At 65.4% G+C, this 23,050-nt stretch carries 25 protein-coding genes; 14 read left to right on the top strand and 11 right to left on the bottom strand.

The genetic code is table 11. The features are described 5' to 3' along the window. Positions 1-29 precede the first annotated feature (29 nt). Positions 30-812, bottom strand: a complete 783-nt coding sequence (locus ACTWPB_RS12230; protein WP_378940631.1) for an isoprenyl transferase — start codon at positions 810-812, stop codon at positions 30-32. A gap of 264 nt (positions 813-1,076) precedes the next feature. On the opposite strand from ACTWPB_RS12230, the gene trhA reads away from it, so the two are divergent. Next, entirely contained in the window at positions 1,077-1,751 is a 675-nt protein-coding gene (gene trhA, locus ACTWPB_RS12225) for a PAQR family membrane homeostasis protein TrhA (protein ID WP_446225759.1), read from the top strand. 115 nt (positions 1,752-1,866) lie between these two features. Next, positions 1,867-3,348 (top strand): adenylate/guanylate cyclase domain-containing protein, encoded by a 1,482-nt coding sequence (locus tag ACTWPB_RS12220; RefSeq protein ID WP_446225758.1) that lies wholly within the window; start codon positions 1,867-1,869, stop codon positions 3,346-3,348. A 53-nt stretch (positions 3,349-3,401) separates the two neighbouring features. Here the strand turns inward: ACTWPB_RS12220 and ACTWPB_RS12215 are convergent, their stop codons facing one another. From ACTWPB_RS12215 to ACTWPB_RS12205, 3 genes are all read right to left on the bottom strand, one after another. After that, on the bottom strand, positions 3,402-5,453 hold the full coding sequence (locus tag ACTWPB_RS12215; protein WP_446225757.1) for a thioredoxin domain-containing protein: 2,052 nt from the start codon (positions 5,451-5,453) through the stop codon (positions 3,402-3,404). A 550-nt stretch (positions 5,454-6,003) separates the two neighbouring features. Beyond that, on the bottom strand, positions 6,004-6,645 hold the full coding sequence (locus ACTWPB_RS12210) for a Fic/DOC family protein (protein ID WP_446225756.1): 642 nt from the start codon (positions 6,643-6,645) through the stop codon (positions 6,004-6,006). Beyond that, a complete protein-coding gene (locus tag ACTWPB_RS12205; protein ID WP_446226316.1) occupies positions 6,576-6,770 on the bottom strand; it encodes an antitoxin VbhA family protein in 195 nt (64 codons plus the stop codon). The genes ACTWPB_RS12210 and ACTWPB_RS12205 overlap by 70 nt, the downstream gene beginning before the upstream one ends. A gap of 436 nt (positions 6,771-7,206) precedes the next feature. On the opposite strand from ACTWPB_RS12205, the gene ACTWPB_RS12200 reads away from it, so the two are divergent. The 7 genes from ACTWPB_RS12200 to ACTWPB_RS12170 all read left to right on the top strand — a co-directional run bounded on the left by ACTWPB_RS12200 (position 7,207) and on the right by ACTWPB_RS12170 (position 14,652). Beyond that, the gene (locus tag ACTWPB_RS12200) at positions 7,207-8,208 is read left to right on the top strand and encodes a hypothetical protein (protein WP_446225755.1); all 1,002 of its coding nucleotides are present in this window, start codon (positions 7,207-7,209) and stop codon (positions 8,206-8,208) included. Next, positions 8,205-9,722: an aldehyde dehydrogenase gene (gene adh, locus ACTWPB_RS12195; RefSeq protein WP_446225754.1), complete on the top strand. Its 1,518-nt coding sequence runs from the start codon at positions 8,205-8,207 to the stop codon at positions 9,720-9,722. The genes ACTWPB_RS12200 and adh overlap by 4 nt, the downstream gene beginning before the upstream one ends. After that, positions 9,722-10,099, top strand: a complete 378-nt coding sequence (locus ACTWPB_RS12190) for a DUF779 domain-containing protein (protein WP_446225753.1) — start codon at positions 9,722-9,724, stop codon at positions 10,097-10,099. Before adh ends, ACTWPB_RS12190 begins: the two co-directional genes overlap by 1 nt. Positions 10,100-10,376: 277 nt before the next feature. Further along, positions 10,377-11,525: an RNA-guided endonuclease InsQ/TnpB family protein gene (locus ACTWPB_RS12185; RefSeq protein WP_446225752.1), complete on the top strand. Its 1,149-nt coding sequence runs from the start codon at positions 10,377-10,379 to the stop codon at positions 11,523-11,525. Between the two features lie 266 nt (positions 11,526-11,791). Next, positions 11,792-13,204, top strand: a complete 1,413-nt coding sequence (locus ACTWPB_RS12180; RefSeq protein WP_446225751.1) for an ethanolamine ammonia-lyase subunit EutB — start codon at positions 11,792-11,794, stop codon at positions 13,202-13,204. A gap of 116 nt (positions 13,205-13,320) precedes the next feature. After that, complete coding sequence (gene eutC, locus ACTWPB_RS12175) at positions 13,321-14,178, top strand: ethanolamine ammonia-lyase subunit EutC (RefSeq protein WP_446226315.1); 858 nt, start codon at positions 13,321-13,323, stop codon at positions 14,176-14,178. Positions 14,179-14,253: 75 nt separating this feature from the next. Continuing rightward, positions 14,254-14,652 (top strand): NUDIX hydrolase, encoded by a 399-nt coding sequence (locus ACTWPB_RS12170; protein WP_446225750.1) that lies wholly within the window; start codon positions 14,254-14,256, stop codon positions 14,650-14,652. A 7-nt stretch (positions 14,653-14,659) separates the two neighbouring features. On the opposite strand, the gene ACTWPB_RS12165 is transcribed toward ACTWPB_RS12170, so the two are convergent. After that, the gene (locus tag ACTWPB_RS12165) at positions 14,660-15,133 is read right to left on the bottom strand and encodes an RloB family protein (RefSeq protein WP_446226314.1); all 474 of its coding nucleotides are present in this window, start codon (positions 15,131-15,133) and stop codon (positions 14,660-14,662) included. Then, positions 15,126-16,526: an AAA family ATPase gene (locus ACTWPB_RS12160; protein WP_446225749.1), complete on the bottom strand. Its 1,401-nt coding sequence runs from the start codon at positions 16,524-16,526 to the stop codon at positions 15,126-15,128. Before ACTWPB_RS12160 ends, ACTWPB_RS12165 begins: the two co-directional genes overlap by 8 nt. A gap of 333 nt (positions 16,527-16,859) precedes the next feature. On the opposite strand from ACTWPB_RS12160, the gene ACTWPB_RS12155 reads away from it, so the two are divergent. Then, positions 16,860-17,033 (top strand): hypothetical protein, encoded by a 174-nt coding sequence (locus ACTWPB_RS12155; RefSeq protein WP_446225748.1) that lies wholly within the window; start codon positions 16,860-16,862, stop codon positions 17,031-17,033. On the opposite strand, the gene ACTWPB_RS12150 is transcribed toward ACTWPB_RS12155, so the two are convergent. Together ACTWPB_RS12150 and mca are read right to left on the bottom strand one after the other, a co-directional pair. Then, positions 17,030-17,275, bottom strand: coding sequence for a hypothetical protein (locus ACTWPB_RS12150; RefSeq protein WP_446226313.1), 246 nt, complete (start codon positions 17,273-17,275; stop codon positions 17,030-17,032). The two genes, ACTWPB_RS12155 and ACTWPB_RS12150, sit on opposite strands and share 4 nt — an antisense overlap. Then, positions 17,275-18,141 (bottom strand): mycothiol conjugate amidase Mca, encoded by an 867-nt coding sequence (mca, locus tag ACTWPB_RS12145; protein WP_446225747.1) that lies wholly within the window; start codon positions 18,139-18,141, stop codon positions 17,275-17,277. The genes ACTWPB_RS12150 and mca overlap by 1 nt, the downstream gene beginning before the upstream one ends. Positions 18,142-18,363: 222 nt before the next feature. Here mca and ACTWPB_RS12140 point away from each other — a divergent pair, with 222 nt between their 5' ends. Both ACTWPB_RS12140 and greA read left to right on the top strand, forming a co-directional pair. Next, entirely contained in the window at positions 18,364-18,726 is a 363-nt protein-coding gene (locus tag ACTWPB_RS12140; protein ID WP_446225746.1) for a DUF4307 domain-containing protein, read from the top strand. 299 nt (positions 18,727-19,025) lie between these two features. Further along, positions 19,026-19,517: a transcription elongation factor GreA gene (gene greA / locus ACTWPB_RS12135; RefSeq protein ID WP_056813695.1), complete on the top strand. Its 492-nt coding sequence runs from the start codon at positions 19,026-19,028 to the stop codon at positions 19,515-19,517. 91 nt (positions 19,518-19,608) lie between these two features. On the opposite strand, the gene ACTWPB_RS12130 is transcribed toward greA, so the two are convergent. Then, positions 19,609-20,751 (bottom strand): cystathionine gamma-synthase, encoded by a 1,143-nt coding sequence (locus tag ACTWPB_RS12130; protein ID WP_446225745.1) that lies wholly within the window; start codon positions 20,749-20,751, stop codon positions 19,609-19,611. 99 nt (positions 20,752-20,850) lie between these two features. On the opposite strand from ACTWPB_RS12130, the gene ACTWPB_RS12125 reads away from it, so the two are divergent. Then, the gene (locus ACTWPB_RS12125; RefSeq protein ID WP_446225744.1) at positions 20,851-22,032 is read left to right on the top strand and encodes an acyl-CoA dehydrogenase family protein; all 1,182 of its coding nucleotides are present in this window, start codon (positions 20,851-20,853) and stop codon (positions 22,030-22,032) included. Positions 22,033-22,037: 5 nt separating this feature from the next. On the opposite strand, the gene ACTWPB_RS12120 is transcribed toward ACTWPB_RS12125, so the two are convergent. Beyond that, positions 22,038-22,178 carry a hypothetical protein gene (locus tag ACTWPB_RS12120; RefSeq protein ID WP_446225743.1) on the bottom strand — a complete coding sequence of 47 codons (141 nt, stop codon included), beginning with the start codon at positions 22,176-22,178 and terminating at the stop codon, positions 22,038-22,040. A 71-nt stretch (positions 22,179-22,249) separates the two neighbouring features. Beyond that, positions 22,250-22,423, bottom strand: a complete 174-nt coding sequence (locus ACTWPB_RS12115; RefSeq protein WP_446225742.1) for a hypothetical protein — start codon at positions 22,421-22,423, stop codon at positions 22,250-22,252. 245 nt (positions 22,424-22,668) lie between these two features. Between ACTWPB_RS12115 and ACTWPB_RS12110 the strand changes: the two genes are divergently transcribed. Then, the gene (locus tag ACTWPB_RS12110; RefSeq protein WP_446225741.1) at positions 22,669-23,013 is read left to right on the top strand and encodes a DUF6401 family natural product biosynthesis protein; all 345 of its coding nucleotides are present in this window, start codon (positions 22,669-22,671) and stop codon (positions 23,011-23,013) included. The last annotated feature ends 37 nt before the right edge of the window (positions 23,014-23,050 follow it).

The raw sequence follows: 23,050 nt of genomic DNA, 5'->3' as shown, positions 1-23,050 counted from the left end.
TGACCGCAGAGTACGCGACCGCTACGACATCACACGCCGAAACGGCGGTGGCGCGCGGCGTAATCCCTGAGTGCGCGCAGGAAGTCGACGCGCCGGAACTCCGGCCAATACGCCTCGGTGAACCAGATCTCCGAATAGGCGCTCTGCCACAACAGGAAACCCGAAAGTCGCTGCTCACCAGAGGTTCTGATCACCAGATCCGGGTCGGGCTGACCGGAGGTGTAGAGGTGCTGGCCGATCGCGTCGACCGTAATCGACTGCACCAGATCCTCACCCGACTCTCCCGAGGCGATCTCCTGGCGCACCAGCGAACGCACCGCGTCGGTGATCTCCTGGCGCCCGCCGTACCCCACCGCGACGTTCACATGCACGCCATCACGCCCGCTCGTGCGCTCGGCGGCCACCCGAAGGCGCTTGGCGATCAGCTCGGGGAAACCCTCGAGCGACCCGACGATCCGCACGCTCCAGTTCTGCTCCGGGGCGGATAGCTCCTCGACGACATCGGTGATCACTTCGAACAGCGTCTCCAGCTCATCGGCATCGCGGCGCAGGTTCTCGGTCGAGAGCAGATAGACGGTGACCATCTCGATGCCCTGGTCGGAACACCAGCCGACGAGCTCGGCGATCTTCAGCGCGCCGACGCGGTGGCCGTGGCTGACATCGGTGAACCCGTTCTCGCGCGCCCAGCGGCGATTGCCGTCGCACATCACGGCGACATGGCGAGGGTGCTGCTTGTCTGCCAGCTGCTGCGACAGCCTGGCTTCGTAGATGCGGTACGGCAATCCACGCACCCGACCAAGAAACGACTCCACAGCCGCACCCTACGCTTGCCCGCCTCCCCGAGTATTTTGCCGGTCGTAAGTAGGGAGCCAGTCTCGTGCCGGGCCGACGGTGCGCGCGTGGTCGGATTTTGGGGTGGTTGGGGAGTTACCCATGTTCTCGCGAGATCAGTGGGTGCCGTTTCTGCACCGATAAGGTCTGTGGCTGAAGCCACGTTTTATGGTGTTGAGGTGGGGCTTTGCCGTACGGTTATGGCAGCAACCTACGGTACCGTAGGTTTTGGCCTTGGAGGTTTCGTGGAGCCGGTTCTGACTGAGGTCGACGGGGCGGGCGCCCACGGGAAGCCGCGGTTTCGCGGGTGGATCCATACCTGGGCCGTTGGCGTCGCCGCAGTCGCGGTGACGGTGCTGGTGGTGTTCGGTTTCCTGACGTCGTTGACCGCGGGCTGGTCGACGCTGCTCTACGGGGTGTCGGTGTGCGCGCTGTTCGGGGTGAGCGCGGTGTATCACCGGATCACCTGGGCGAGCGTGCGGACCAGAGTGCGGATGAAGCGGGCCGATCATTCGATGATCTTCCTGTTCATCGCGGGCAGTTACACGCCGTTCGCGCTGCTCGGGTTGCCCGGGCGGACCGGGCAGATCCTGCTTGTCGTGGTGTGGGCGGGGGCCATCGCGGGGGTTGCGTTGAAGGTGCTGTGGCCGACCGCGCCCGCATGGGTTGGGGTGCCGCTGTATCTGCTGCTGGGGTGGGCGATCGTGCCGGTGGTTGCCGAGCTGCTGCGCAACGTCGGAGTGGCGCCGCTGGTGCTGCTCGCGGTCGGTGGGGTGATCTACAGCGTGGGGGCTGTTCTCTACGCGACCAAGTGGCCCAATCCTTGGCCCGACTTCGGGCATCACGAGATCTTCCACGCGGCGACAGTGGTCGCGGCGCTGTGTCACTACGTCGCGATCTGGCTCGTTGTGCTCGGCTGAACGGCGCGTGCGCGTGGCGTGGACCCACACACCTTCTATGCTCAGTAGTTGTGTCACCGGTCAGCGCAGCTCGTGATGCCCGGGCGTCCTCGGGCGCCGGGGTAGGCCGTGCGCGGTGAACCGGCTGGTCCGGTGGGCGCTGCAGTCCTACTGGGGACTGGCGCTGGTGGTCGTCTCCGCCAATATGGTCGGGGTCACGGCCATCTTCCTGATCAGCTTGGCAGGCGGGGTGTTCAGCCGGGTCGGCACCGAATGGCGTGACGCGGCGGCGCTGATCCTGATCTACCCGGTGGCCGCCATCCTCGCAGGCATCGGGATCGCGCTCTACGACCGGCGCCGGTACATGCGCTGGCTCGACGACAAGCGCAAACCGACGCCAGAGGAGGCGCGGGTCCTGATCCGGATGCCGGCCGCGATCACCGTGCGCGCGATCATCGCGTGGACACCTGGCGTCGTGCTGACCGTGTGGCTGATCGACCGGTTCACCGAATATCACAACGTCACCGTGCTGCTGGCGGCATTCGCCCTCGGCGGGCTGGAAGCGGCGGGCGCGACCTATCTGATCCTGGACCGGCTGATCCGACCGGCCGTGCCCATTGTCGCCGCGGTCCTCGGGCCCACTGTGCATCCCACTTCGACTGTGCTGGTTCGAGTACTCATCACCTGGGCGGTATCCAGTGCGCTGCCGGGACTGATCATCATCGTCGTGCTGAGCGATTCCACCACCTCCGCCTCGGACCGGGTGCGCGCCGCCTGGCTGTTCTCGCTCCTCGCGCTCGGTGTCGGCACGTTCGCGACCGCGTTGCTCGCGCGCTCGGTGGCCACGCCGATGCGCACGATGTACCGGGCACTTGACCGGATCACCCGCGGCGAACTCGATGTGCGGGTGCCGGTCGGCAGCGCGAGTGAGATCGGGCGGCTCGAACACTCCGTGAACGAACTCGCCGCCACGCTGCGCGACCAGATGCACACCGAGGACGTCTTCGGCAGGCACGTCGGCTCCACCGTGGCCGAGCGCGCGCTGGCGGGCAGCACCGACCTCACCGGCGACGTGCGCATCGTCTCGGCGCTGTTCGTCGACGTGACCGGCTCGGTGCAGCTCTCCGCCGAAATGGCGCCGGAGGATTTCGTGCACAAGCTCAACCGGCTGCTCGCCACCGTCGTCGCGGCCACCGAGGACAACGGCGGCCTCGTGAACAAATTCGCGGGCGACGCCGCCCTGTGCATCTTCGGCGCCCCCTCCGCCCTGGCCGACAACGCCACCCCCGCCCTACGCGCCGCCCGCCGCATCCGCGACGAGGTAGTCGCCACCGGCGAACTCGACGTCGGCATCGGCGTGGCCCGCGGCCAGGTATTCGCCGGCGACGTCGGCGCCGACACCCGCCTCGAGTTCACGGTCATCGGCGACGCGGTCAACGAGGCGTCCCGGCTCACCACCGTGGCGAAGGAAGTGCCGCGTCGCGTGCTGGTGAGCGATTCGATCTGGCAGGCCGCGACACCGGCCGAACGGTCCAAGTGGAAGCACTACAAGGACTTACGCCTGCGCGGAATCCCCGGCCGAACCCGGACCTGGACCGACATCGCGCCGGGTAAGTGAGTCACCACATTCCGACCCGGTATCGGCCGATGGATCAGGCCTAGCCGCGCCCCTCACCGCTGCAGTGATGCGGTCAGGGCGGCCGGATCGGTGACCGGGAGGTCGCAGACCGAGCCTCGGCACACGTAGGCGGCGGGGGCGCCGTCGACCAGCGGGCGGTCGGTGAGGAGGGGGGCGGTGTTCGGTGGGGCGGCGAGGACGATCGAGCCGCCGGGGGCCCAGGCTCGGGCCGCTGCGAGCAGTTCCATTGTGGTGGCGGACTTTTCGGTGGCGGCGATGGCTACCTGATACGGGCCGCGGACCGCGGCTTCGGCGACCGACAGCCAGTTGCCCGCGGTGCGGGGCGCGCGGGCAAGCAGGATCGCGCCGCGGGCGAGGGTCTGGTCGGCCAGTTCGCGGTAGCGGACGGCCCGTTCGGTGCCGGCGACCGCCGAGGCGGTGAGCAGGGCTTCGGCCAGGGCGGACGCGCCGGAGGGGGTGGCGCCGTCGACGGGGTCGCGCGGGCGGGCTACCAGGGTTTCGGCGTCGTCGGCGGTGTCGAACCAGTTGCCGGGGCGTTCGATATCGGCGAAGTGGTCGATCGTGTTGTCCAGCAACAACTGTGCGGCGGCGAGCCAGTCCGGTTCGCCGGTGGCCTGATAGAGGGCGAGCAGGCCGGTGACGAACCAGGCGTAGTCCTCGAGGACGCCGGGCGGGGTGCCCGCGACACCGTCGAGGGAGGCCCGGCGCAGTCTGCCGTCGACGAGGTGGACGTCGAGCAGATAGCGGGCACAGCGCACCGCGGCGGCGATCCACGACGGTTCTTCCAGCGCCGCACCGGATTCCGCGAGCGCGGTGATGGCCATGCCGTTCCAGGCGGTGACCACTTTGTCGTCGCGGGCAGGCTGCGGGCGCCTGGTGCGGGCCTGGAACAGCTGGGCGCGCAGTCGATCGAAGCGAGCCGCCTGTTCGGCGTCGACGGGGTCACTGCGGCGGGTGAGCACCGAGGTGCCCTGTTCGAAATTGCCCCCGGTGGTGACGCCGAAAGCGTCTGCCGCCCACATCCCTTCGAGCGGGCCGAGTTCGCCGATCAGCTCGGCGGGCGTCCACACATAGGTCGCGCCCTCGACACCGGGACCGCCCGGTTCGAGGTGGGTGTCGGCATCGAGAGCCGAGGCGAAACCGCCGTCAGCGGTCCCGAGATCACCCAGCAGGAATTCGACGGTCTCCCGAGTCACCCTGTGCGGCAACGACTCCAGCGGGGTGATGGGCGCACGACGCGCGAGATGGGCGTAGGCGCGCAGCAGCAGGGCATTGTCGTAGAGCATCTTCTCGAAGTGCGGTACGAGCCATCCGGCATCGACCGAGTAGCGCGCGAACCCACCGCGCAACTGGTCATAGATCCCGCCACGCGCCATCGCCTCGGCTGTGCGCTCGACCAGATCGAACACCGTCTGGTCGCCGGTCCGCTCCCAGTGCCGCAGCAGTCCTTCCAGCAGCGCCGACGGCGGAAACTTCGGTGCCCCACCGAATCCCCCGTGTGCCGAGTCCTCGCCGGCGGCGATCGCCGGCACAGCCTTGTCGAGAAGCTCAGGGACAACAGCGAATTCGGCGTCGGGAAGTCCGGCTGCCTGCGCCTGGAGCGCATCGGTCACCTGGCGCGCGGCCTTGTCCACGTCATCGCGCCGATTGACCCAGGTGTCGGTCACCGCGCTGAGCAACTGGGTGAACGACGGCATCCCCCCGCGCGGCTGCTTCGGGTAGTAGGTGCCGCAGTAGAACGGCGCACCGCCGGGCGTGAGGAAGCACGTCATGGGCCAGCCGCCCTGCCCGGTCATGGCCACGGTGGCATTCATGTACACCGCGTCCAGATCGGGCCGCTCCTCCCGATCCACCTTCACACAGACGAAATCGGCATTCATCTGCTCGGCCGTAGCGACGTCCTCGAACGACTCGTGTGCCATCACATGACACCAGTGGCAGCTCGCGTACCCGATCGACAGCAGGATCGGCACGTTCCGCTCGGCCGCCTCGGCCAGGGCGTCGGCATCCCACTCCCGCCAATGGACGGGGTTGTCGGCGTGTTGACGCAGATAGGGCGAGGTCGCACCGGCCAATCGGTTCACAGTTCCACACTGCCACACCCGCCGTGCTGAGATCGAGACCCCGGTGTGTGAGGACCCGCGCCCGGCCCAGTGCGCGCGAGCAGACTTCTCGTATCCATCCCCATGTGACGCATCATGACGTCGCGAATCCACCCTCGAATAATGGTCTTCCTGCTGAAATCAACACGATCGCAACGGTGTTCGGCCGCTTCCCCTCGCGAAACCCCGGTTTCCGCGGCAATACGCGGAGCAGTTGTCGCAACGGCATGTGTCGCGGCCGCGGTCGCCCAAATAGCAACCACCATTTATCTGCCGAGCATGCCCGCGCTCGGCGCCGATGTCGGTGCCAGTGAGACCACTCTGCAACTGTCGGTGGGCGTTCGTGGTGTTCGCCGCGCTCCCGGTCGTCGCGTGGGGCAGGGCGGAACGGTTCGGGCGTGTGCCCGCCTTCGTCGCGGCGGGGCCGTGTTTCGTCCTGGCCAGCGCGGACATGGCGCCAAATGCTCCACGCCGACATCCACTTCGACCTCGGAATCGGAGTCGTTCAGCGCGGTGAGCGGGTCGGCAGGAGTTAAGTCTGGTGTACCAGCCGGTCCAGCAGATCGTGCATCGGTTCGTTGTCACCACGCAGCGACGCCATCGACACCTGCACGTTTTCCTCCGGATCAAGGCCCGACCAGTCGATCACCCAGCCGGCCTCCCGAGCGAGTTGATGGAAGAACGCCCGCTGAGTGCGACCGTTCCCCTCACGGAACGGATGGATCGCGTTGACCTCACCGAGATAATGTGTCAGCTTCACGATGAAATCGGTTCGGTCCAACTCGCGCAAATGCCCGTCTGCCGCTAGCGCGGCGAAGATCTCCGATGCGTAGCTCACGATGTGGTGTGGCAGACAGAACGGATCCGATTTGGCGATGCCCACCGTTCGAACTTCACCGGCCCATGGGTACACGTCAGCAAAGATCTCACGGTGGAACGCGCACAGATGCCGCAGGTCATAGCCGCCGGACAACGGCCTGATTCCCAGGTCCGCCAGCGCGGCCTGACTCAGATCGGCCTCCGCTTGACGTAAGGAAGCGGCGTCGACGATCCCCAGTCGATTGCGCAACACTCCCGATTCGGGGTCGAGGTACGGATCCGCCGTCACGCTGCGCCGTGCATGCCCCGGATCAGCTCCCGCATGCGCGTGGTGCTGATCTCGCCACGCGCCCACTGCCCCATAACTCCCTCAGCAGCCGGACTCGCCGACATACCTTCCGCCCTGACCGAAGCCGCAGCCTGCGCCAAAGACCGTGACCGCTCCGCTGTCAACTCCTCGAACACCTCGACAGGCACCATCACCGCCTCGGTCTTCCGATGCGATCCGACCCCGATCGGTCGCCGGTCACCATTGCGAAACCGCGCCAAAAGACCAGACAACTGCTCGCGCGCCTCACGCACCGATAGGGTCTCCATAGCAAAAGTGTACACAATTGCATACACAATTGCTCTACATTTCAGGCTCCACGACTACTGCTCCGGCCTACTCACCACCCCGCCGTGGGTAGTCGTCGACGATCCGATCCTCCGACCCGAAGAACTCATCCGCTTCTTGACGCACAGGCAACCCTCGGCAACGCTCGATGGCGCGCGACTAGTTCATCCTGGCTGATCTGCCTCACATGGCGATTCTGTGGACCTATGGCGGGCCCGTCATGCGCAGGCGGGCCGAGCAGGTGAACTTCGCGCCCGGTGGCCGGTGGGACGAGGCGCACATGGGACCAACGCGTTGTCCTTGGCGTTGCGCACCGACCAACCGCACACCGTGTTCTCCGCCGAACATCTGGTGGCGGCATTGCACGGCTGGGTCTGTTATTGCGCGCCGATCCGCGCCGCCGACGGGACATTGCTCGGGGTGCTCGACCTGTCGACCACCTGGAAGCGCTCGCATCCGCTGGCCATGGCCACCGTGCGCACCATGACCAGCGCCATCGAATCGAAAGTGCACGCCGCAGTTCCCGCGCCCGCCGGGATGCGGCTGACCAGCCTCGGTACCGGCAGGTTGATGCGGGACGGTCAGCAGATCCGGTTGCGGCCACGCCACCTCGAGATCCTGACCCTGCTCGCCCTCGACGACGACGGCTACAGCCACGAACGCCTGCACTACGCCGTCTACGGTGATCGCGCGGTCGGCGCGAGCACGCTGAAATCGGAGATGTCGTATCTGCGCCGCGCCACCGGCGGCGACATCACCAGCCGCGTCTACCGCTTCACCACTGCGCTGTCCTGCGACGCCGTCGACGTGCTGCGCGCCATCGAGCGAGGCGATCTGGACACCGCTGTTCGCCTGTATCACGGTCGGCTGCTTCCTGATTCGGATACGCCCGGCATCAGCGAATGGCGCGACTATCTCGAAGTCGCCATGCGCAACGCGGTGCTGAACAGCCCGGACGCGAATCACGCACTGGCATACGGTGATTGCGCCCCCGATGACATCGCCGTCCACGAACACGCACTCGCTCTGCTCCCCGCCCGCGATGCCGCCGCGCCGTCGCCGCCGCCCGCTTGCACAGCGCGCTTCGCACCTGAGCCCTCGTTCTCGGCGCGCCTCCGCCTCTGGACTGAGTGGAGGGCGCGACGAAGGAGTGCCCGGAGGGAGGGACGAGGCGGAGTCAATCGCCGAGAACCGCGGCGCCAGCCGCCAAGAAATCCTGTCTTCAACGTTTCATCAACCCTCAGCGAGGATAGTGATGGGCGTCACGCTTCACCGGAATCAGCGAGGAGCCACCGCACATGATCTACGCCAAGCCGGGCGCCGAGGGCAGCATCGTCAGCTACGCGCCGCGATACGACAATTTCATCGACGGCAAGTGGATTCCGCCGGTAGAAGGCCGCTATTTCGAGAACACCTCCCCGGTCGACGGGCAGCCGTTCTGCGAGATCGCCCGCTCGAGCGCCGCCGATGTGGAACTGGCACTCGACGCCGCCCACCGCGCGGCGCCGGCCTGGGGTGAGACCTCAGCGGCCGAGCGCGCCAACATCCTCAACAAGATCGCCGACCGGATCGAAGCCAACCTCGAGGCCCTCGCCGTCGCCGAAACCTGGGACAACGGCAAGCCGGTCCGCGAAACCCTGGCCGCAGACCTCCCCCTCGCGGTCGACCACTTCCGCTACTTCGCCGGGGTGCTGCGCGCACAGGAAGGCGGTATCAGCGAGGTCGACAAAGACACCATCGCCTACCACTTCCACGAGCCGCTCGGCGTTGTCGCACAGATCATTCCGTGGAACTTCCCGATCCTGATGGCCACCTGGAAGCTGGCTCCCGCCCTCGCCGCCGGAAACGCGGTGGTGCTCAAGCCCGCCGAGCAGACTCCGGCCTCGATCATGAAGGTCGTCGAACTCGTCGCGGATCTGCTGCCGCCGGGAGTTCTCAACGTGGTCAACGGTTTCGGCGTCGAAGCGGGCAAGCCGCTGGCCTCTAGCCCGCGCGTGGCGAAGGTCGCGTTCACTGGTGAGACCACCACCGGCCGACTGATCATGCAGTACGCGAGCGAGAACATCATTCCGGTCACCCTGGAGTTGGGTGGCAAGAGCCCCAACATCTTCCTGGCCGATGTGATGGCCGCCGACGACGACTACCTGGACAAGGCGATCGAGGGGTTCGTCATGTTCGCCCTCAACCAGGGCGAGGTGTGCACCTGTCCGTCGCGCGCGCTGATCGCCTCGTCGATCTACGACGAGTTCATGGCCCGCTGTGTCGAGCGCACCAAGGCCATCATCAGCGGCAATCCCCTCGACGAGGCGACCATGATCGGCGCGCAGGCCAGCAACGATCAGTTCGAGAAGATCCTGTCCTACATCGACATCGGCAAGAAGGAAGGCGCCGAGGTGCTCACCGGTGGCGCGGTCCGCAGCGTCGACGGGCTGGCCGAGGGCTTCTACATCGAGCCGACGATCTTCAAGGGCAGCAACGACATGCGCGTGTTCCAGGAGGAGATCTTCGGCCCCGTCGTCGCGGTCACCACCTTCGACTCCACCGAGGAAGCACTGTCGATCGCCAACGACACCCTCTACGGCCTCGGCGCGGGCGTGTGGACGCGCGATATGAACACCGCCTACCGCCTGGGCCGCGGCATCAAGGCGGGCCGGGTGTGGACCAACTGCTACCACGCCTACCCCGCGCACGCGGCGTTCGGCGGCTACAAGAAGTCCGGCATCGGGCGCGAGAACCACAAGATGATGCTCGATCACTACCAGCAGACCAAGAACATCCTGGTCAGCTACTCGGCGACGAAGCTCGGCTTCTTCTGATGGTGCAGCGCGTCGACCTCACCGAACAGGCGGCGGCGCTGCTGCGGAACTTGGCCGGGCAGCACGGCCCGGTCATGTTCCACCAGTCCGGTGGTTGCTGCGACGGCAGTTCGCCGATGTGTTACCCGCGTGGGGAATTCCGCGTCGGCGGCTCGGACGTGCTGCTCGGATACCTGCCCGGCGACACCCCGTTCTGGATGAGTGCCGACCAGTTCGAATACTGGAAACACACCCACCTCACCGTCGACGTGGTGCCGGGCCGCGGCGGCGGATTCTCGCTCGAAGCACCCGAAGGCGTGCGGTTCCTGATCCGTTCACGCCTGTTCACCGACGAGGAAGCGGCCGCGCTCGAGTCGACGCCGCCACCCACCGGATGATCTGAAACACCCGCAATCAGATCGTTCCCGCAGGTCAGCGGTGCTCGATACGCACCGCTGACCTGACGGATCCACGGCCGCAATAGTCGTCAACCATTCTTCGAACTCGACGATCACCGTTGCGTGGCGAACGCGTTTTGTTTGTTCATGAGTAGCTCCACAACTCGATGCCGAATACTTGGTGACGAAAACCAAGTGAGCGTGTAGAGCGAAAACACAGTGCCTGCCTGTCCGTACCTGAAGTTCTGTAGCCGTGAACCCAAGGTATCGTTGGGTTATGTTGTTGCGGTATAACTTCCGCGTCTACCCGACGCCCGGCCAGCGGGTAGCGTTGGCGCGGGCGTTCGGGTGCGCGCGGGTGGTATACAACGACGGGTTGTGGGTGCGGCAACAGGCCCGCGAGGCCGGGTTGCCGTATGTGACCGATGCCGAGCTGTCGAAGGCGTTGACCGAAGCGAAGAAGACCCCGGAACGTGCGTGGCTGGGCGAGGTGTCGTCGGTGGTGCTGCAACAGGCACTGTCCGATCTGAATACCGCTTATCGCAACTTCTTTCAGTCGGTGACAGGGAAACGTCAGGGTGCGCGGGTAGCGCCGCCGAGGTTTCGGTCCCGTAAGGACAGCCGGCAGGCGATCCGGTTCACGAAGAACGCCAGGTTCGCGGTCACCGCTAGTGGGAAGCTGCGACTACCGAAGATCGGTGACCTGGATGTGCGTTGGTCGCGGGAACTGCCATCGGAGCCGTCTTCGGTGACGGTCGTCAAGGACGCGGCGGGACGGTACTTCGCGTCGTTCGTTGTCGAGGTCGGCGACTCCCGGCTTCCTGCGGTCGAGGCGGAGGTCGGTATCGACTTGGGGCTGTCGACGTTTGCGGTCCTGTCGGACGGTAAGACGATAGCCTCGCCGAAGTTCCTGCGCCGAGCCGAGCGTCGACTCCGCAAAGCCCAACAGGGGTTGTCTCGCAAGCAGAAAGGGTCCGCGAACCGTGCCAAGGCTCGGGTCAAGGTCGCGAAGGCGCACGCGAGCGTGGCTGACACACGCCGGGACTGGGCGCACAAGCATTCGACACGGATTATCCGCGACAACCAAGCGGTGTATGTCGAAGATTTGTGCGTGAAGGGCTTAGCCCGTACCCGGTTGGCGAAGTCGGTTCATGATGCTGGGTGGGGCATGTTCACCCGTATGTTGGAGGAGAAAGCCGCCCGATACGGGCGGCAGTTCTCGAAGGTGGACCGCTGGTTCCCCTCCACCCGGTTGTGTTCGGTGTGCGGTGTGGTCAGCGGAAAGAAGCCGTTGCAGGTGCGGGAGTGGACCTGCGTCTGCGGTGTGGTCCATGACCGTGATCTGAACGCGGCCAAGAATATCCTCGCGGCGGGACGCGCTGAGAGGTTAAACGCCTGCGGAGGGGCCGTAAGTCCAGCCGCTTAGCGGAAGGCAAGCCCCTGTGAAACAGGAACCCGCCGGGCGGTGCGTGAGCGCCGCGGGAGGAATCCTCACTCTTCAGGGCGGGGAGGACGTCAAGTGCTGATGATGGTGAGCCACACCACGCAAACACCTGGTCGCCAAGTCGCCCGATGGGGAATTCGCGGCGATCGCCGAGGCGGAATCCGAGCTGGGGTAGCGCGCAGCCGCCCGGGAGCGTCGCCGACGCTGCCGGGATCCGGTGGCCGACAGATCTTTTCGAAAGGGACCCGATGACCGTGTACCGCAGCACAATCGGCGTCACGACCTACACCTTCGACGGTGTGATCGACCTGATGGCGAAAGCCACTCCCCTGCGCAGCGGCGACGAGCTCGCCGGTTGCGCGGCAGCCACCGATGCCGAACGTGCCGCGGCGCAGTGGGCCTTGGCCGAACTGCCGCTGACCACGTTTCTGAGCGACGTACTGGTGCCGTACGAGACCGACGAGGTCACTCGGCTGATCATCGACAGTCACGACCGGTCGGCGTTCGCGCCGATCTCACATCTGACCGTCGGCGGATTACGCGACTGGCTGCTCGCTGTCGCCGCTGCCGACGATTCCGCGGTAACCCTCTCCGCGGTGTCGCCGGGGCTGACGCCGGAGATGGTGGCCGCGGTCAGCAAGATCATGCGCAATCAGGATCTGATCGCGGTGGCCAAGGCAGCCCAGGTGACCGCGGGATTCCGCACCACCATCGGCCTGCCCGGCCGGTTGAGCACGCGGTTGCAACCCAATCATCCGACCGATGATCCGCGCGGGATCGCCGCCGCCACCTTGGACGGGCTGCTGCTCGGCTGTGGCGACGCGGTGATCGGGATCAACCCGGCCACCGACTCGCCGCAGGCCACCTCGGATCTGCTGCATCTGCTCGACGAGGTGCGATTGCGCTTCGATATCCCGACCCAGTCGTGCGTGCTCTCCCATGTCAGCACGACCATCGGGTTGATCGAGGCAGGGGCACCGGTGGACCTGGTGTTCCAGTCCGTGGCGGGTACCGAGGGCGCCAATACCGGCTTCGGCGTGAATATCTCGCTGTTGCGGGAGGGCAACGAGGCGGGGCGATCGCTGCGGCGCGGCACCGTCGGCGACAACGTGATGTACCTCGAAACCGGGCAGGGGTCGGCGCTGAGCGCGAATGCCCATCTGGGCGTTGGTGATCGGCCGGTGGACCAGCAGACCCTGGAAGCTCGCGCGTATGCCGTGGCCCGGGATCTGCAACCGCTCCTGGTGAACACGGTCGTCGGCTTCATCGGGCCGGAGTACCTCTACGACGGGAAGCAGATCATCCGCGCCGGACTCGAGGACCACTTCTGCGGCAAACTGCTCGGCCTGCCGATGGGCGTTGATGTCTGCTACACCAACCACGCCGAGGCCGACCAGGACGACATGGATACCCTGCTCACGCTCCTCGGCGCGGCGGGTTGCGCGTTCGTCATCGCGGTCCCCGGCGCCGATGACGTGATGCTCGGCTACCAGAGCCTGTCGTTCCACGACGCCCTGTACGCCCGCCAGGTCCTGAACCTGCGGCCCGCACCGGAATTCGAGGCCTGGCTTTCGGGCCTCGGCATGCTCGATACGAACGGCCGTGTGCGACAGGTAGAACCGCTGTCCTCGCCCTTGCGCGCCCTGACGGCGACACGATGAACGCACGGCAGCCGAATCAGGCCGCACCCCAGCCATTTCCAGACGAACCGGGGCGCTCCGTCGACGACACCGCGACGGACGAGCCGATCGAACACACCACGGAAGTCGAGGACCTGATGGATGTAGCTGCGGCCCAACGGGTTACAGAGGTCCCCGAACTTGCCTCCGATGCGGGCCCCACCGAAGCGACACCACGTGTCGCCGAGGACTTCTGGCGTGGCCTACGCGGCAGCACCCAGGCCAGGATCGGCCTCGGACGGACGGGCGACGCGCTGCCCACTTCCGACGTCCTGGCTTTACGTGCCGCGCATGCCGTCGCACGCGATGCGGTGCACCTGCCACTGGACGTCGAATCGTTCATCGAACAGATCGCGGCGGTCGGCCTCGGCACCCCCGTCATCGTCGCCAGCAGCGCGACGGACCGCGCCGAGTATCTGCGTCGACCAGACCTCGGCAGACTGCCCGACGACCTGACAACCGTCCCGGCGACCGGCGCCGACGTCGGCTTCGTCCTGGCCGACGGCCTGTCCCCCCTTGCCCTCGCCGCGCACGCCCCCGGCCTGCTCGCGGCGCTCGCAGCTGAACTCGGCGACCGCTACACCCTGGCCCCGCCGGTCATCGCCACCCAGGCCAGAGTGGCGCTGGGCGATCACATCGCCGAAGCCATGGGCGTGCGCACGGTCCTGGTGCTGATCGGTGAGCGCCCCGGCCTCTCGGTCGCCGACAGCCTCGGCATCTACCTCACCCACCTGCCCCGCCCAGGCCGTGCCGACGCCGAACGCAATTGCATCTCCAACATCCACCCGCCCGACGGCCTCACCTACGCCGACGCCGCCCGCGTGGTCGCGGGTCTGGTCGCGGGCGCCCGCGCGCTCGGCCGCTCGGGCGTCGACCTCAAGGACACCTCGCGCACCGGCTCGCTGTCCGCCGCCGAAACCCGGACCAACGACCCCGAGGACGTGTCGACGCCGTGAGCTGACTCAGACACCAGGGTGATGCGGAGCACGTTCGACATCAGCCGGAGCCGATCGCTCCCTAAAGTGATCCCCATGATCCGCACCGCCGCCCTCGCCCATGTCCGCGACCGCAGGCTGATTCAGACGCGTCCCGAAGGCAAGGATGTCTTCTACATGGCGGGCGGCAAGATCGACCCCGGCGAGACCCCTTTACAGGCGCTACATCGCGAGATCGAGGAAGAACTGGGCGTCGGCTTGGCCGGTGTCGCCGAGTTCGGCATCTTCGAAGCCGAAGCCTTCGGACACCGCCGCAACACCGGCCTGCACATGACCTGTTTCCGCGCCGAACTCACCGGAGAACCCCGCGCCACCGGCGAAATCGCCGAATTCCGCTACTTCACCGTCAGCGAATACGCCGCGATGGAGCACGTCGCACCCGGTTCGATGATGGTGTTCAAGCGCCTACACGAACTCGACCTCATCGACTGGTAACACACATTCAGACTGCTGCCCCGGTTCTGTGCAGTTCGTCGACAAGACGCCACATCGTACTGGTCGGATTGACCGTTATGTCACCGCCATGCGCTCGTGTACGTGCCGCAGCATCGAGTATTCCCTTTTCGAAATCAGCGAATCGTAGGGCAGTCTTGTCGTAGTCCGGCACATGACGCCGAAGTCTTTTCTTCGCATCCTTCGGGCACGACAGAACCGCCCGACAGTCCTCGAAATGAAATACCAACCATGCCTCGAAACAAGGATTAGAAATAATGAGCGGAATATCGCGCCGATCGGCTTTCCTCAGCGCCGATTCGATCTCGAAATTATCCTTGTCCGAGATCGCGAAAACGAGATCGAATCCATTCCGCGTCCGCTCACGGACAGCCCGATCGACCAACGCACCAGGGGAACGGTACGACCCTCGCCGACCTTGACACCGCGAGCGGTATTCCTGTCGCCACGACGATTCATTTATCCCCGCCGCGAAAAATCAGCGCCGATTCGAGATCGCGCACAGAAATATCTGGGATAGCACCGTAATTCCCGTTCAGATAACGTCGCTCACGATTGACACCCTCGTTCCTGGGTTTGAATTCAGCAAGCGAATACAGACTGGAACACCCATTCGAATCTTTTTCGGTGAACCATATTTCATCCCGCTTCAAAACATCAACGCCGTCCATCGAGCCCAGCAGGGCTACATCATGGGTCGTGAATATCACCTGCGCGTTGCGTGGATTCGTTCTGGGCGAGCGGAAAAGTGCCAGCACAGCCGCAGACAGCACCGGATGGAGACTGACATCAATCTCGTCCACCAGCAGTACACCCCCGACATCGAGCACAGGGAGCGCATCAAGCGCCAGTGACAACATCTGCTTGGTTCCGCGCGACTCGTCTGCAAGTTCGAGCATAATACCATCTTCAGCACCGCTGTGACGAAATACAACACGGTCCATCGCGGAAATTTGCATCTGCCTGAAGGCATCTCTATCACGTCGTAGATTCGAGATGGCAGACCGATCTGCCAATAGTTTCTTCGCTTCCGGGTCGCCGACGACCAACTCGATACCGTCTATTCCGGTATCGGCCTGATGCAGAATCTCGGCAAGCCTGCCAAGGACCTCACCCCCGAAATCACCACTGATTTGGTTTCTAATTCTAGCAGCCAGGGTTCGACGGGTGTAAAATTCGTCGACAGTAGTTTGCATATTTCTGAACCAGAGATAGACACCATGAAGAATATCTGAATCCCGGCTGACATCCACATGCTCACGCGTAAGTCTCTTTATGCGAAATCGCGACAACGTCGACAGGTACAAAGCCGATTCCGACGTGAATTCCGCAATTCTTTGCAGGTCGGGCCGGTCCTTGAATTCTGGACCCCATTCGAATAAGTTGCCAGTTCTCGCAAAGGCCGTTGTACGCCTGCCGGACTTGCCATAACGCTCGGTCTTACGATAGTAGAACAGCCACTCTTCCAGCACTGCGGTGTCATCAATCGTGAACCCGTATGTGTACCGGGTTTCGCCGATCATAATATCCACGACATACCGAGATGGATTCTTCAGTTCATTACTGACCAAACGAAACGGTGTTCGAGCGATACCAAAATCCAGCTCGACCTCCCGATCCGACTCGAGCACGAATCCTCGCATGAACTGAAGTGCGTCGATCACATTCGACTTGCCCGACGCGTTTGCCCCGAAGATTCCCACAATGGGAACAGGCACCGACGATTCGGCAGGCTTGCCCTCCGATCCGAGCGACTCAGCGCTCCCGGCGTGATCGCGGGGGTACACCTGCATCAGATCCAACTGTTGTTCATCACAGAACGACCGATGATTAGCAAAACGGAAGTTAAGCAACATTGCCCCTCACCCCACTCCTCTACCCCTATCTCAGTGTGAATCCTACGGAAAACCTGCAGGATCATTGCTGACCAGCGTAGTCCGGTATGGGAGAAGTTGCGTGACTTCAGCGCGAAGACGGCGCGGACCTCGAAAATCTCACCTCGCGCTTCGAGCTCGTCCCTGCGGAGTCACAACGGCCAGGTACTACCAATAGGTAGCGGGCCAGTCCCTGGCCGCAGCTGGTCCATGCTCGGCGAAAGGTTGCTGCGGCAACGATTTGACACCGCGCGAAACGAACACGGGACCTGCGGCGATTCCTCAGCTGTGAACCTGCCGATAACCACCGCGCCGATGACAATGTCCGAGCGCAGCGCAGCGCTACGCCGACTCGTCACACTGTTCGGCCTGATGAACACGATGATCGAGTTGAGCGCCAGCGGCGCGCCGCGGTCGGTGGCCGACCATGCCGCCACCGCGCGCGACCTGGTCGGCGAACTCGTCGCCGACCTCGCCGCGGCGCGTTAAGAGCCCTGCTTCGGTTCGGATTCCTCGACCGTGATCACACCGGGCTCGGTGCCGTCGTCGGCCGCCTGATCGGGTTCCGGATGCTCGGGTTCGAACGTTTCGGGCAGACCCTTGAGGTGCTTGTTCATCGAGCGGACCAGCAGCACCGTGCCCGCCAGCAGGATCAGGATGACCAGCAGGCCCAGCGGCGAGGCCTTGCCGAATTCGGGGCCCGTCGGTTGCTGTGCGAGGTAGACCAACATCACCGGTCGTTGTCCTCGATGCCGGCGAACAGGTCGGTCTCCGGGATGGCGGTGGATACGCGTGTCTTGGCCAATTCGAACTCCTCGGTCGGCCAGAGCCGCTGCTGCATCTCCAACGGGATCGCGAAGAACGCGCCGTTGGGATCGATCTGGGTCGCGTGGGCGCGCAGGGCGTCGTCACGCTGGGGGAAGTATTTCGAGCATTCGATCTGGGTGGTGATCCGGCCCATGATGTCGCCGCGGGCCGCCTGATATTGCTTCATCCGGTCCAGCCACTCCTGCAGCGGGAACGGTTCACCGATGCGCTCGTACTCCTCGGCGAAGGTTTCCAGGCGTTTCATGCTGAAACCGTGGTCGTAGTAGAGCTTGAGCGGCGTCCACGGCTCGCCCGCCGTGGGGAACTTCGCCGGATCGCCCGCCGCCTCGTACGCGGCCATCGACACCTCGTGGCAGCGGATGTGGTCCGGGTGCGGGTAGCCGCCGTTCTCGTCGTAGGTGGTGATCACCTGCGGCTTGAACTCACGGATCACGCGCACCAGCGCCTCGGTGGATTCCTCGAGCGGCACCAGCGCGAAGCAGCCCTCGGGTAGCGGCGGCAGCGGGTCGCCCTCGGGCAGACCCGAGTCGACGAATCCCAGCCAGTGCTGACGCACGCCGAGCGCGTGGGCGGCAGCGGCCATCTCCTCGCGCCGGACCTCGTTGATCCGGTCCAGCACCCCGGGGGTGTCCATGGCCGGGTTCAGGATGCTGCCGCGCTCGCCGCCGGTCAACGTCACGACGAGCACCTCGACGCCCTCGGCGGCGTACCTGGCGGTCGTCGCGGCGCCCTTGCTCGATTCGTCGTCGGGGTGGGCGTGCACTGCCATGAGGCGAAGGCCACTCACTTCTCGTTCACCGTCGCTCTCGCTCGCGGGTGTCAGATGTCGTTACCTATAGTTCCATCCGACCCCCCGTTTGTTCCGACCACCCCCGGGAGCGCGAAACCGATGACCGAGCCCGCACCGGACTCCGCCGCGACCTCGGCCGCAGCAGCAGCGCGACACGCCGACCGATATGGCACAAAACCACCTGCGCGTCGCCTGTGGCTGATGGTTTTGCTCGGTGTCGGCGTCGTTGTCGCCGGATTCGCCGTGGCCTATCTCGGCTTCCAGAAATATGGTCCGAAGGCGGTCGAGACCGAGCAGCTGGGCTACATGGTCGTCGACGATGCCACCCTGGAGGTGCGGATCAAGGTCACCCGCGACGACCCACAGCAGGCCGTGGTCTGCTTCGTGCGGGCGATGGATCGCGACAGCGCCGAAGTGGGACGGCGCGAGGTACTCGTCCCCGGTTCGGACTCGACCAGCGTGCAGGTGAGCACTACGGTCAAGACATCGGCACGCGCTTCGGCGGGCGACATTTATGGTTGCAGCGACCAGATTCCGGGGTACCTGCGCACCAGCGCTCAGTGACCTGCGCACCAGCGCTCAGTGACCTGCGCACCAGCGCTCGGTGATCCAGCGCACCGAATAGCCTGCCTGACTAGCCTGACCTGCATTTTTGTGAGACATGCTAAAATGGGTTGATACACGGTTCCGGGGTTCGGAGCCGTGTTTGCTGCATTGGCGGCCAGCGGTGCTGTTTGCGGGTATCGGGTTCACCCCCAGGATCGCTCCAGCCGTCGGGCTGGTGCATGCCCTCCTCCGGGAGGAATCGCGCTGGTTTCAGGGAATCCCGGTGCGCCGGGAACAACTACTAGGGAGTGATCGAGATGACCGAGAATGTGACCTGGCTTACCCAGGAGTCGCACGACAGGCTCAAGGGCGAGTTGGACTCGCTCATTGCCAATCGTCCGGTCATTGCCGCCGAGATCAACGAGCGCCGCGAAGAGGGCGACCTCAAGGAGAACGGTGGCTACCACGCCGCGCGTGAAGAGCAGGGTCAGCAGGAGGCGCGGATCCGCCAGCTGCAGGAACTGCTGAACAACGCGAAGGTCGGCGTCGCCCCCACCAAATCCGGTGTGGCACTGCCGGGTTCGGTCGTCACGGTCTACTACGACGGCGACGAAGGCGATACCGAGACCTTCCTGATCGCGACCCGCGAAGAGGGACTCGGCGCCACCGGCCTCGAGGCCTACTCGCCGAACTCGCCGCTGGGCGGCGCGCTGATCGACGCCAAGGTGGGCGAGACCCGCGAGTACACGCTCCCCAACGGCAACACCATGAAGGTGACGCTGGTCAGCGCGGAGCCGTACCACAGCTGAGCTAGCTGAACCCGTACGTCGAGAACCCGAACGCAAGCGGCCGCATCCGGAATCCGGATGCGGCCGCTTCGTCATGTGTGGGGTCCTCTGCTCAGCTCAGAGCCTGCTCGACGTCAGCCAGGAGATCGCTGATGTCTTCGATGCCGACCGAGAGCCGGACCAGGTCGGCGGGGACTTCCAGGGCCGAGCCCTCGGTGCTCGCGTGGGTCATCGCACCCGGGTGTTCGATGAGCGATTCGACGCCGCCCAGCGATTCGGCCAGCGTGAAGATCTCGGTCCGCGAGCAGAACTTGAGTGCCGCTTCCCGGCCTCCGGTCAGGCGCACCGAGATCATTCCGCCGCTGCGCCGCATCTGCTTCTGCGCGATCTCGTAGCCGGGGTGCGTGGGCAGACCGGGGTAGATGACCTGCGAGATGGCCGGGTGGTTGGTCAGGAACTCCGCGATGACCTCGGCGTTGTCGCAGTGCTTTTCCATCCGGACGGCCAGCGTCTTGATGCCGCGCATCGTGAGGAAGGCATCGAACGGGCCGGGCACCGCGCCCGCGCCGTTCTGCAGGAACGCGAAGTCGGAGTCGAGCTCGGCGCTGTCGGTGATCAGCGCGCCGCCGACGACATCGGAATGACCGCCGAGGTACTTGGTGGTCGAGTGCAGGACCACATCGGCGCCGAGCAGCAGCGGCTGCTGCAGGTACGGGGTGGCGAACGTGTTGTCCACAACCAGCTTCGCGTCGGCCTCGTGGGCGATATCGGCCAGCGCGGGGATGTCACCGATGCTCAGCAGCGGGTTGGTCGGGGTCTCGATCCACACCAGCTTGGTGTTGGGGCGGATGGCCGCGCGCACCGCGTCGAGGTCGGCGATGTGGGCGGGCGAGTGCTCGATGCCCCACTGGCTGAAGACCTTGTCGATGAGCCGGAAGGTGCCGCCGTAGGCATCGTCGGGGATGACGATGTGGTCACCCGGGCGCAGCATGGCGCGCAGCGCGCAGTCGGTGGCCGCCATCCCCGAGGCGAAGGCGCGCCCGTAGCTGCCCGATTCGAGGGCGGCGAGGCTGGCTTCCAACGCCGTGCGGGTGGGGTTGCCGGTGCGCGCGTACTCGTAGCCACCGCGCATGCCGCCGACGCCGTCCTGGGCGAAGGTCGAGCTCGCGTAGATGGGCACATTGACCGCACCGGTCTGAGGATCGGGTTCGTATCCGGCGTGCACGGCCCTGGTGGAGAATCCCAGCTCACTCATGGCCCCAGACTAGTTGGCCGGTTCGGGTCGCTGTCGCAGGGGTTCTCGACATGGTCGAAGTGTCGGATTCGGGCTTGGTACTGCGGTTAAGCTCACGCCATGGTCACCGTCGAAGAGTTGTTCGCCATCGATCCGTTGCTGTCGCAGGAAGAGCGCGAAATCCGCGACACGGTGGCGCGATTCGGGGAACGCAGGCTGCGGCCGCACCTTGCCGACTGGTTCGAGGAAGGCACGTTCCCGGCCCGCGAGATCGCGCCGGAACTGGGCAAGCTCGGACTGCTCGGCATGCACCTCGACGGCTACGGCTGCGCGGGCGCGTCGGCCACCGCGTACGGGCTCGCCTGCCAGGAGCTCGAAGCCGTCGACTCCGGTGTGCGCAGCATGGTGTCGGTGCAGGGCTCTCTCGCGATGGCCGCCATTCACTTCTTCGGGTCCGAGGAACAGAAGCAGCAGTACCTGCCCGCGATGGCGGCCGGTGAGGTGATCGGGTGCTTCGGGCTCACCGAACCCGACTTCGGGTCCAACCCCGGCGGGATGCGCACGCGGGCCCGCCGCGACGGTGACGACTGGATTCTGAACGGATCCAAGATGTGGATCACCAACGGGTCGGTGGCCGATATCGCCGTCGTCTGGGCTTACGCGGAGGAGCCCGGCGCGGACAAGCCGCGGGTGCGTGGCTTCCTGGTGCCCGCGGGCACACCGGGTTTCACCACTCGCGAGATCCACCGCAAGCTGTCGCTACGCGCATCCATCACGGCCGCACTGGATTTCGACGACGTACGCTTGCCCGCCGATGCGGTGCTGCCCGAATCACGCGGGCTCAGTTCGCCGCTGGCCTGTTTGAGCGAAGCGCGGTTCGGCATCATCTTCGGCGCGCTCGGCGCCGCACGCGACTGCCTGAGCGCGGCGATCGACTACTCCCGCACCCGTGAGGTGTTCGCCAAGCCGCTGGCGGCCTACCAGCTCACCCAGGCCAAACTGGCCGATATGGCACTCGAACTCGGCAAGGGGCAGCTGCTCGCGCTGCACCTGGGCCGGCTGAAGGATCGACACGAGATCACCGGCGAGCAGATCAGCGTGGGCAAGCTGAACAGCACCCGCGAGGCCATCAAGATCGCTCGCGAATGCCGGACCATCATGGGCGCCAACGGAATCACCCTCGACTACCCGGTCCTGCGGCACGCCAACAACCTGGAGTCGGTGCTGACCTACGAGGGCACCGCCGAAGTGCACCAGCTGGTCATCGGCAAGGCGCTCACCGACGCCAACGCGTTCCGGTAGGTCAGCTACCGGCTCGGCCGCGGAGCGGGCCTGATCATGCAGCCCGCGAAGGCCGCGGTGAGCATCACGATCACCACCGTGAACACGGTCAGCGCGATGGGCACGGTGATCGCTGTGGGAATGCCGAGCACGGTCAGGGCGGCCACACTGCAGCAACACCAGATCCATCCGGCGCCCGGTTCGCGCAACTGGCGCAGAATCGATCAGATCTCGTCGGCTACGCCCTCGTCGTACCGATCGGCGCGGGCAGTTCCAGGTTCTCCCGGTAGGTCCCGCCCAGATAGTCGGTATCGAGGCCGGTGTCCTTGGCGGCGATGACGAGTTCGCGCAGGGTCGCGCCGGAGGCGGCGAGCTTGCCGAAAATCTCGACACGTCGGTCGATCGGCCGCACGAACGATTCGTCCAGCGCCGCACCCCCTGCGCCGTCGGGCCGCAGCGCACCCGGTTGCCAGCATCAATTTCCGACGTTCGCTGCCCATGTTCGACAGCCCAGCAGGGCGCCCGGGCGGCGACCATGGTTGCGCTCAACGGAATTCGATCGGGCGCGATGATGTTGCGTCATATTCGCCCAGCCGCGCTATCGATCTTGAAATTATCCAATTTCAACATTGACGGATAGATTGCTACCATATTGTTATGTTTGCGCCAGGCCCCGCGTTGCTCGAACTTTCGGCGCAACGACAATTGCAGCAGTTGAACACCGAGTTCGGAGCACCCGCGGCCGCCGTCGCCGCGGTGGTGCCCGCACTGTCCGCCCAGTTGGACCAGCACGCTGCCGCGGTGCGCGACATTCTCGACCTCGGCGTCGATGATTCCGCGCGGGTGCCCCTGACCATTCTGCTAGCCGGTTATGTCCGCGGACTTCTCGACCATTTCGCCGAGCGAGCCGACGGATTCTTCGCGGGCGCGCCGGACAACTGGCACGCCGCCGACTGGCTGCAGTTACGCCTCGCCGCGGTGTGCGCGTACGCCGCCGACTGATCACCGCGCACAGACCGACGCCGACGCCCCGCCACCC

This window comes from Nocardia sp. IBHARD005, assembly GCF_052814245.1.
This window is presented reverse-complemented; position numbering and strand designations above follow the sequence as displayed.

Coding starts and splice junctions, on each gene's coding strand:
- ACTWPB_RS12205 (WP_446226316.1), bottom strand. CDS start 6,770: ATGGTGCCTGTCGAGGTGTTCGAGGAGTTGACAGCGGAGCGGTCACGG.
- adh (WP_446225754.1), top strand. CDS start 8,205: ATGATCTACGCCAAGCCGGGCGCCGAGGGCAGCATCGTCAGCTACGCG.
- ACTWPB_RS12190 (WP_446225753.1), top strand. CDS start 9,722: ATGGTGCAGCGCGTCGACCTCACCGAACAGGCGGCGGCGCTGCTGCGG.
- ACTWPB_RS12185 (WP_446225752.1), top strand. CDS start 10,377: ATGTTGTTGCGGTATAACTTCCGCGTCTACCCGACGCCCGGCCAGCGG.
- ACTWPB_RS12180 (WP_446225751.1), top strand. CDS start 11,792: ATGACCGTGTACCGCAGCACAATCGGCGTCACGACCTACACCTTCGAC.
- eutC (WP_446226315.1), top strand. CDS start 13,321: ATGGATGTAGCTGCGGCCCAACGGGTTACAGAGGTCCCCGAACTTGCC.
- ACTWPB_RS12170 (WP_446225750.1), top strand. CDS start 14,254: ATGATCCGCACCGCCGCCCTCGCCCATGTCCGCGACCGCAGGCTGATT.
- ACTWPB_RS12160 (WP_446225749.1), bottom strand. CDS start 16,526: ATGTTGCTTAACTTCCGTTTTGCTAATCATCGGTCGTTCTGTGATGAA.
- ACTWPB_RS12155 (WP_446225748.1), top strand. CDS start 16,860: ATGACAATGTCCGAGCGCAGCGCAGCGCTACGCCGACTCGTCACACTG.
- ACTWPB_RS12150 (WP_446226313.1), bottom strand. CDS start 17,275: ATGTTGGTCTACCTCGCACAGCAACCGACGGGCCCCGAATTCGGCAAG.
- mca (WP_446225747.1), bottom strand. CDS start 18,141: ATGGCAGTGCACGCCCACCCCGACGACGAATCGAGCAAGGGCGCCGCG.
- ACTWPB_RS12140 (WP_446225746.1), top strand. CDS start 18,364: ATGGTTTTGCTCGGTGTCGGCGTCGTTGTCGCCGGATTCGCCGTGGCC.
- greA (WP_056813695.1), top strand. CDS start 19,026: ATGACCGAGAATGTGACCTGGCTTACCCAGGAGTCGCACGACAGGCTC.
- ACTWPB_RS12130 (WP_446225745.1), bottom strand. CDS start 20,751: ATGAGTGAGCTGGGATTCTCCACCAGGGCCGTGCACGCCGGATACGAA.
- ACTWPB_RS12125 (WP_446225744.1), top strand. CDS start 20,851: ATGGTCACCGTCGAAGAGTTGTTCGCCATCGATCCGTTGCTGTCGCAG.
- ACTWPB_RS12110 (WP_446225741.1), top strand. CDS start 22,669: ATGTTTGCGCCAGGCCCCGCGTTGCTCGAACTTTCGGCGCAACGACAA.